The 8,927-nt window shown below is 55.2% G+C and carries 8 protein-coding genes and 1 tRNA gene; all 9 read right to left on the reverse strand.

Going from position 1 to position 8,927, the window contains the following annotated elements; translation table 11 throughout:
• Positions 1-22: 22 nt before the first annotated feature.
• Positions 23-4,096, reverse strand: a complete 4,074-nt coding sequence (gene rpoB / locus CKW14_RS14595) for a DNA-directed RNA polymerase subunit beta (protein WP_064121019.1) — start codon at positions 4,094-4,096, stop codon at positions 23-25.
• Between the two features lie 221 nt (positions 4,097-4,317).
• Entirely contained in the window at positions 4,318-4,683 is a 366-nt protein-coding gene (rplL, locus tag CKW14_RS14600) for a 50S ribosomal protein L7/L12 (RefSeq protein WP_003228750.1), read from the reverse strand.
• Between the two features lie 74 nt (positions 4,684-4,757).
• Positions 4,758-5,258, reverse strand: a complete 501-nt coding sequence (gene rplJ, locus CKW14_RS14605) for a 50S ribosomal protein L10 (RefSeq protein ID WP_008081912.1) — start codon at positions 5,256-5,258, stop codon at positions 4,758-4,760.
• A 198-nt stretch (positions 5,259-5,456) separates the two neighbouring features.
• A complete protein-coding gene (gene rplA, locus CKW14_RS14610; protein WP_007916481.1) occupies positions 5,457-6,152 on the reverse strand; it encodes a 50S ribosomal protein L1 in 696 nt (231 codons plus the stop codon).
• Positions 6,152-6,583: a 50S ribosomal protein L11 gene (gene rplK / locus CKW14_RS14615; RefSeq protein ID WP_003228756.1), complete on the reverse strand. Its 432-nt coding sequence runs from the start codon at positions 6,581-6,583 to the stop codon at positions 6,152-6,154. The genes rplA and rplK overlap by 1 nt, the downstream gene beginning before the upstream one ends.
• A 117-nt stretch (positions 6,584-6,700) precedes the next feature.
• Complete coding sequence (gene nusG / locus CKW14_RS14620; protein ID WP_007957598.1) at positions 6,701-7,234, reverse strand: transcription termination/antitermination protein NusG; 534 nt, start codon at positions 7,232-7,234, stop codon at positions 6,701-6,703.
• A gap of 9 nt (positions 7,235-7,243) precedes the next feature.
• Complete coding sequence (gene secE, locus CKW14_RS14625) at positions 7,244-7,612, reverse strand: preprotein translocase subunit SecE (RefSeq protein ID WP_009045851.1); 369 nt, start codon at positions 7,610-7,612, stop codon at positions 7,244-7,246.
• Positions 7,613-7,657: 45 nt separating this feature from the next.
• Positions 7,658-7,733, reverse strand: a tRNA-Trp gene (locus CKW14_RS14630).
• Between the two features lie 53 nt (positions 7,734-7,786).
• A partial coding sequence (tuf, locus tag CKW14_RS14635) for an elongation factor Tu (RefSeq protein ID WP_095048839.1) occupies positions 7,787-8,927 on the reverse strand: 1,141 nt, incomplete at its 5' end.

The following is an 8,927-nucleotide window of genomic DNA, read 5'->3' on the forward strand; positions in this document are numbered from 1 at the left end:
CGCTCTCGATTCGCGTCACGTGTTATTCGGTTTCCAGATCGATATCGATGCCGAGGGAACGAATTTCCTTGATCAACACGTTGAAGGACTCGGGCATGCCCGGCTCCATACGGTGATCGCCATCCACGATGTTTTTGTACATCTTGGTACGGCCGTTCACATCGTCCGACTTCACTGTGAGCATTTCTTGCAGAGTGTAAGCAGCACCGTATGCTTCCAGTGCCCAGACCTCCATCTCCCCGAAACGCTGACCACCGAACTGCGCCTTACCACCCAGCGGCTGCTGGGTAACCAGGCTGTACGAACCGGTAGAACGCGCGTGCATCTTGTCGTCTACCAAGTGGTTCAGCTTCAGCATGTACATGTAGCCAACGGTAACTGGACGCTCGAACTTGTTGCCGGTACGGCCGTCAGTCAGCTGCATCTGGCCGCTTTCCGGCAGGTCTGCCAGTTTCAGCATGGCCTTGATTTCGCTTTCCTTGGCGCCGTCGAACACTGGAGTGGCCATTGGAACACCGCCACGCAGGTTCTTCGCCAGATCTAGGATTTCCTGATCAGAGAAGCTGTCCAGATCCTCGTTACGACCGCCGATCTGGTTGTAGATCTCGTCCAGGAAGGTGCGCAGTTCAGCGACTTTACGCTGCTCTTCGACCATCCGGTTGATCTTCTCACCCAGACCTTTGGCCGCGAGGCCCAAGTGGGTTTCAAGGATCTGACCAACGTTCATACGCGAAGGTACGCCCAGTGGGTTGAGGACCACGTCGACCGGGGTGCCATTGGCATCGTGCGGCATGTCTTCAACCGGCATGATCACGGAGACCACACCTTTGTTACCGTGACGACCGGCCATCTTGTCGCCCGGCTGGATGCGACGACGGATTGCCAGGTAAACCTTGACGATTTTCAACACGCCTGGAGCCAGGTCATCGCCCTGCTGCAGTTTGCGCTTCTTGTCTTCGAACTTGTCGTCCAGCAGACGGCGGCGATCAACGATGTAGGCCTGAGCCTTCTCGAGCTGCTCGTTCAGAGCATCTTCAGCCATGCGCAGTTTGAACCACTGACCATGCTCAAGACCGTCGAGAACTTCGTCGGTGATGTCCTGACCTTTCTTCAGACCTGCGCCGCCTTCAGCCTTGTGGCCTACCAGAGCGGAACGCAGACGTTCGAACGTCGCGCCTTCAACGATACGGAATTCTTCGTTCAGATCCTTGCGGATCTCGTCCAGCTGGGACTTCTCGATCGACAGTGCACGAGCATCACGCTCAACGCCGTCGCGGGTGAAGACCTGTACGTCGATGACAGTACCTTTGGTACCGGTAGGTACACGCAGGGAGGTGTCTTTAACGTCGCTGGCTTTTTCACCGAAGATTGCACGCAGCAGTTTTTCTTCCGGAGTCAGTTGGGTCTCGCCTTTCGGAGTGACCTTACCTACCAGAATGTCGCCTGCGCCAACTTCAGCACCTACGTAAACGATACCGGCTTCGTCCAGCTTGTTCAGCGCAGCTTCACCCACGTTAGGGATGTCCGCAGTGATTTCCTCTGGGCCAAGCTTGGTGTCACGGGCCACACAGGTGAGTTCCTGAATGTGGATCGTGGTGAAACGGTCTTCCTGAACCACACGCTCGGACAGGCAGATGGAGTCTTCGAAGTTGAAGCCGTTCCATGCCATGAACGCGATGCGCATGTTCTGACCCAGCGCCAGTTCACCCATGTCGGTGGACGGGCCGTCGGCCATGATGTCGCTACGCTGAACGCGATCACCCTTGCTCACCAGCGGACGCTGGTTGATGCAGGTGTTCTGGTTCGAGCGGGTGTATTTGGTCAGGTTGTAGATATCGACACCAGCTTCGCCGGTTTCAACTTCGTCATCAGCAACACGAACCACGATACGGCTGGCGTCGACGGAATCGATCACGCCGCCACGACGAGCCACGACGCAAACGCCGGAGTCACGGGCTACGTTACGCTCCATGCCGGTACCTACCAGCGGCTTGTCAGCGCGCAGGGTTGGTACAGCTTGACGCTGCATGTTCGAACCCATCAACGCACGGTTGGCGTCGTCGTGCTCGAGGAACGGGATCAGCGACGCTGCAACCGAAACTACCTGCTTCGGCGAAACGTCCATCAAGGTGACTTCTTCAGGCGCCTTGACGGTGAATTCGTTCAGGTGACGTACGGCTACCAGCTCGTCGATCAGGACTTTCTGGTCGTTCATGGTCGCCGAAGCCTGCGCGATCACGTGATCGGCTTCTTCAATAGCGGACAGGAACACGATCTCGTCGGTGACCACACCCTCTTTCACCACGCGGTACGGGCTTTCCAGGAAGCCGTACTGGTTGGTGCGAGCGTAAGCAGCCAAGGAGTTGATCAGACCGATGTTCGGACCTTCCGGCGTTTCGATCGGGCATACACGACCGTAGTGAGTCGGGTGCACGTCACGGACTTCAAAGCCTGCGCGCTCACGAGTCAGACCGCCAGGGCCGAGTGCGGAGACACGACGCTTGTGGGTGATCTCGGACAGCGGGTTGTTCTGGTCCATGAACTGCGAGAGCTGGCTGGAACCGAAGAACTCTTTCACCGCCGCAGCCACTGGCTTGGCGTTGATCAGGTCTTGCGGCATCAGGCCTTCGCTTTCAGCCATCGACAGACGCTCTTTGACCGCACGCTCAACACGTACCAGGCCAACGCGGAACTGGTTCTCGGCCATTTCGCCTACGCAGCGAACACGACGGTTACCCAGGTGGTCGATGTCATCGACGATGCCTTTACCGTTACGGATGTCGACCAGAGTCTTCAGTACCGCGACGATGTCTTCCTTGCACAGCACGCCCGAACCTTCGATCTCGGTACGACCGATACGACGGTTGAACTTCATCCGGCCGACCGCAGACAGGTCATAGCGCTCAGGGCTGAAGAACAGGTTGTTGAACAGGGTTTCGGCAGCGTCTTTGGTTGGCGGCTCGCCTGGACGCATCATGCGATAGATCTCGACCAGCGCTTCCAATTGGTTGCTGGTGGAGTCGATCTTCAGCGTGTCGGAGACGAACGGACCGCAGTCGATATCGTTGGTGTACAGCGTTTCGATGCGAACAACACCAGCCTTGGCAATTTTTGCCAGGACTTCAGTGTTCAGCTCGGTGTTGCACTCTGCCAGGATTTCGCCGGTAGCCGGGTGCACGATGACCTTGGCGGTAGTACGGCCCAGGACGTAGTCCAGAGGTACTTCCAGAGTCTTGATGCCGGCTTTTTCGATCTGGTTGATGTGGCGCGCGGTAATACGGCGGCCCGCTTCAACAATGACCTTGCCCTTCTCGTCCTGAATGTCCAGAACCGCAATTTCACCACGCAGACGCGAAGCAATCAGTTCCAGGCTGAGGGTTTCGCCGCTCAGCTTGAAGACGTTGGTGGTGTAGAACGCGTCCAGCACTTCTTCAGTGGTGTAACCGAGCGCGCGCAGCAGTACCGATGCCGGCAGCTTGCGACGACGGTCGATACGCACGAACACGCAGTCTTTCGGGTCGAACTCGAAGTCCAGCCACGAACCGCGGTAAGGAATGATGCGCGCGGAGTACAGCAGTTTGCCGGAGCTATGCGTCTTGCCGCGGTCGTGGTCGAAGAACACGCCCGGGGAACGGTGCAGCTGGGAAACGATTACACGCTCGGTACCGTTGATTACGAAGGTACCGTTCTCAGTCATCAGGGGGATTTCACCCATGTAGACTTCTTGCTCTTTGATGTCCTTGATCGCTTTGTTCGACGATTCTTTGTCGAAAATGATCAGGCGCACTTTTACCCGCAAAGGTACGGCGAAAGTTACACCGCGCAATACGCATTCTTTGACATCAAATGCCGGTTCGCCCAGGCGATAACCGACGTACTCCAGCGCAGCATTGCCGGAGTAGCTGATGATCGGGAAAACGGATTTGAAGGCCGCATGCAGGCCCACGTCGCGGAACTGATCTTTAGTCGCTCCCGCTTGCAAGAATTCACGATACGAATCCAGCTGGATGGCCAGGAGGTAAGGCACATCCATGACGTCCGGCAACTTGCTAAAGTCCTTGCGGATACGTTTTTTCTCAGTATATGAGTAAGCCATCAGCGTTCCCCAGCTTGGTCACCTGCTTGTTTGGCCCCTCCCGACGGGAGCAGCCAGAAAATCGTGCAAACCCCATGGTTTGCTCCACCGCATCGGGTGGTTACAGCGCCCTTATCAGCACCGACCCAGTCGGCTGCCAATAACGGAAAAAGGCCGGTGGCAAGAGCCACCAGCCATCAGCCTGTCGCTTGACGCTCGGGCTGGAGGAGCAAAGTCGATACTTATTTCAGTTCGACTTTAGCGCCTGCTTCTTCCAGCTTCTTCTTGGCGTCTTCAGCAGCTTCTTTCGAAACGCCTTCAGCTACAACCTGAGGAGCGCCGTCTACTTTCTCTTTGGCTTCTTTCAGGCCCAGACCGGTCAGTTCACGAACTGCCTTGATCACGTTAACCTTCTTCTCGCCAGCTTCCAGCAGAACAACGTTGAACTCGGTTTGCTCTTCAACAACAGCGGCAGCAGCAGCTGGACCAGCCGAAGCAGCAGCAGCGGTAACACCGAAGGTTTCTTCCATCGCTTTGATCAGCTCAACGATTTCCACTACGGATTTCTGGCCGATTGCTTCGATGATTTGTTCGTTAGTCAGAGACATGACTCAATTCCTGAATTGGGGGACGGCCTACGCGACCATCGAAATAAACAAAAAACGCGAGAAGTTGACGAGCCTTAGGCTGCGGCAGCTTCTTTCTGGTCGCGAATTGCCGCCAGAGTACGAGCCAATTTGCTGGTAGCGCCTTGAATCACGCTCATCAGCTGAGAAATTGCTTCGTCACGGGTCGGCAGAGTTGCCAGTACGTCGATCTGATTAGCTGCGAGGAACTTGCCCTCGAACGCAGCTGCCTTGATCTCGAACTTGTCCTGACCCTTGGCAAACTCTTTGAAGATACGGGCAGCAGCACCCGGATGTTCGTTCGAGAATGCAATCAGGGTCGGGCCGGTGAACACGTCGTTGAGGACACTGTATTGAGTGTCAGCAACAGCGCGCTTGAGCAGGGTGTTACGTACAACACGTACGTAAACGCCAGCTTCACGAGCCTCTTTACGGAGTCCGGTCATTGCGCCTACTGTTACGCCACGTGCATCAACCACGACAGCGGACAGAGCGACTTTGGCAGCCTCGTTGACTTCAGCGACGATGGCCTTCTTGTCTTCGAGATTAATTGCCACGGGTTTAACTCCTGCTTGTTACCGTTTCATTCGATCGGAACCGAATGTCGTTTTGGTGTCTGATTCGGTAAGGAACCGGGAGCACCATCTGCGTAGGCTTATGGTTTAAGACTTGCGTCGCCTACGGTCTTGGATAGCCCCCGCCAGGCAGGGACCCCAATCTTTCAATTGGCACGAACCATCGCGCCAACCTTTGTCTTACGCGTCGAGCGAGCTCTGGTCGATGACCAGACCTGGGCCCATAGTGGTGCTCAGGGTAACGCGCTTGACGTAGATACCTTTCGAAGAAGCTGGCTTGATACGCTTCAGATCAGCGATCAGGGCTTCAACGTTTTCCTTCAGCTTGACGGCGTCGAAGCCCATCTTGCCAACGGAAGTGTGAATGATGCCGTTTTTGTCGGTGCGATAACGAACCTGACCAGCTTTAGCGTTTTTAACCGCAGTAGCTACGTCTGGAGTTACAGTACCAACCTTAGGGTTAGGCATCAGACCACGTGGACCGAGGATCTGACCCAGTTGACCTACAACGCGCATGGCATCCGGGGATGCAATCACTACGTCATAGTTCAGGTCGCCGCCTTTCATTTCGGCAGCCAGGTCGTCCATACCTACACGGTCAGCGCCGGCAGCCAGAGCGGCTTCAGCAGCTGGACCTTGGGTGAACACAGCAACGCGAACGGTCTTGCCAGTGCCGTGTGGCAGCACAGTAGCGCTACGGACAACCTGGTCGGATTTACGCGGGTCAACACCCAGGTTTACAGCAACGTCGAACGACTCGCTGAACTTGACAGTCGACAGCTCAGCCAGCAGAGCAGCAGCGTCTACAATGTTGTAGGCCTTGCCTGCTTCGATTTTGCCGGCGATAGCCTTTTGACGCTTGGTCAGCTTAGCCATTACACACCCTCCACGTTAAGGCCCATGCTACGAGCAGAACCGGCGATAGTACGCACGGCTGCATCCATATCAGCTGCAGTCAGATCCGCGTTTTTGGTTTTCGCGATTTCTTCCAGCTGAGCACGGGTAACAGTGCCAACCTTAACGGTGTTCGGACGAGCGGAACCGCTGGTCAGACCGGCCGCCTTCTTCAGCAGAACCGAAGCAGGGGTGGATTTGGTTTCGAAAGTGAAACTACGGTCGCTGTAGACAGTGATGATCACTGGAGTCGGCAGACCTGCTTCAAGACCCTGAGTACGGGCGTTGAAAGCCTTGCAGAATTCCATGATGTTCACGCCGTGCTGACCCAGAGCAGGACCAACAGGTGGGCTTGGGTTAGCCTGAGCGGCCTTCACTTGCAGCTTGATGTAAGCGGTAATTTTCTTGGCCATGAGGCACTCCAATTACGGGTTCGAACGCCTCGGAAGGCTCCCCGGTTACTTGCGCGTTTATCCCAGTGACGACAAAACCCCACAGCCTAGGGCTGCGGGGTTGGGATGCTTGTCCAGTTAGACCTTTTCGACCTGACTGAACTCCAACTCTACCGGAGTAGAGCGACCGAAAATGAGCACTGCCACTTGGATCCGGCTCTTTTCGTAGTTAACTTCTTCAACAACGCCATTGAAATCAGCGAATGGACCGTCGTTGACTCGCACCGTCTCACCTGGCTCGAAGAGAGTCTTCGGCTTAGGCTTGTCGCTACCATCAGCAACGCGACGCAGAATTGCTTCCGCCTCTTTATCGGTGATCGGCGCAGGCTTATCAGCGGTACCGCCAATGAAACCCATCACCCGAGGAGTATCCTTGACCAAGTGCCAAGTACCCTCGTTCATATCCATCTGAACCAGCACATAGCCTGGAAAGAATTTGCGCTCGCTTTTGCGCTTCTGGCCATTACGCATTTCAACCACTTCTTCAGTGGGAACCAGAATCTCGCCGAAGCCATCTTCCATGCCAGCCAGCTTTACGCGCTCGATCAGCGAGCGCATCACATGCTTCTCGTAACCCGAGTAAGCATGCACAACATACCAACGCTTAGCCACGGGACACCCTTAGCCGACAATCAAGGAAACAAGCCAGCCGAGCAGGGAATCAAGCCCCCACAACAGCAACGCCATAACCAGAACAACAGCCACCACAATAAGGGTGGTCTGCGTGGTTTCTTGGCGAGTTGGCCACACGACTTTACGAATCTCGGTGCGAGCTTCCTTAACCAGTACAAAGAAAGACTTGCCCTTAGCAGTCTGCAGACCTACAAAGGCAGCTACAGCAGCAATTGCAAGTAAAGCGAGCACACGGTACAGGATCGGCGAAGCAGAGTAATACTGATTGCCAACAACGCCAACAACCACCAAAGCGACAACTACAAGCCACTTGAGCAGATCGAAGCGAGAGCCTTGAGCTTCAGCTTTAGGAGTCATCTATGAAGATCCTGTGAAAAGAAAGCCAGACACACCGAGTGAATCTGGCAGGTCAGGAGGGAATCGAACCCCCAACCTACGGTTTTGGAGACCGTCGCTCTGCCAATTGAGCTACTGACCTAAAACAAAATCAGGCCGACCATTATGCCGGCCCGAAAAATACATTACAACCACTTACTCGATGATTTTAGCTACGACGCCAGCGCCGACGGTACGACCGCCTTCACGGATAGCGAAACGCAGACCATCTTCCATCGCGATGGTTTTGATCAGGGTAACAGTCATCTGAATGTTGTCACCTGGCATTACCATTTCAACGCCTTCTGGCAGCTCGCAGTTACCAGTCACGTCAGTAGTACGGAAGTAGAACTGTGGACGGTAGCCCTTGAAGAACGGAGTGTGACGACCGCCTTCTTCCTTGCTCAGAACGTAAACTTCTGCAGTGAACTTGGTGTGCGGCTTAACCGAACCCGGCTTAACCAGAACCTGACCACGCTCAACGTCGTCACGCTTGGTACCACGCAGCAGAACGCCGCAGTTCTCGCCAGCACGACCTTCGTCGAGCAGCTTGCGGAACATTTCAACACCGGTGCAAGTAGTAACGGTGGTGTCACGCAGACCAACGATTTCCAGCGGATCCTGAACGCGAACGATACCGCGCTCGATACGACCAGTCACAACAGTACCGCGACCCGAGATCGAGAATACGTCTTCGATTGGCATCAGGAATGGCTTGTCGATCATACGAACTGGTTCTGGGATGTAAGCATCCAGAGTCTCAACCAGTTTCTTGACGGCAGTGGTGCCCATCTCGTTGTCGTCTTTGCCTTCCAGAGCCATACGAGCCGAACCGATGATGATTGGAGTGTCATCGCCCGGGAAGTCGTAGGTGGACAGCAGGTCGCGAACTTCCATCTCAACCAGTTCCAGCAGCTCAGCGTCGTCTACCAGGTCAGCCTTGTTCAGGAAAACCACGATGTACGGAACGCCTACCTGACGGGACAGCAGGATGTGCTCACGGGTTTGTGGCATCGGACCATCAGCGGCCGAGCAAACCAGAATAGCGCCGTCCATTTGAGCAGCACCGGTGATCATGTTCTTCACATAGTCAGCGTGACCTGGGCAGTCGACGTGAGCGTAGTGACGGATCTTCGAGTTGTACTCAACGTGTGCGGTGTTGATGGTGATACCGCGAGCTTTTTCTTCTGGTGCGCTGTCGATCTTGTCGAAGTCAACGATTGCGGAACCGAAAACTTCGGAGCAAACGCGAGTCAGAGCAGCAGTCAGAGTGGTTTTACCGTGGTCAACGTGACCA

It is taken from the genome of Pseudomonas sp. Irchel s3a12, assembly GCF_900187485.1.
GTDB classification, from domain to species: Bacteria; Pseudomonadota; Gammaproteobacteria; order Pseudomonadales; family Pseudomonadaceae; genus Aquipseudomonas; species Aquipseudomonas neuropathica.

Excerpts from the sequence above, each read along its gene's own strand:
- rpoB (WP_064121019.1), bottom strand. The coding sequence starts at position 4,096 with ATGGCTTACTCATATACTGAGAAAAAACGTATCCGCAAGGACTTTAGC.
- rplL (WP_003228750.1), bottom strand. The coding sequence starts at position 4,683 with ATGTCTCTGACTAACGAACAAATCATCGAAGCAATCGGCCAGAAATCC.
- rplA (WP_007916481.1), bottom strand. The coding sequence starts at position 6,152 with ATGGCTAAGCTGACCAAGCGTCAAAAGGCTATCGCCGGCAAAATCGAA.
- rplK (WP_003228756.1), bottom strand. The coding sequence starts at position 6,583 with ATGGCCAAGAAAATTACCGCTTACATCAAGCTGCAAGTGAAGGCCGCT.
- secE (WP_009045851.1), bottom strand. The coding sequence starts at position 7,612 with ATGACTCCTAAAGCTGAAGCTCAAGGCTCTCGCTTCGATCTGCTCAAG.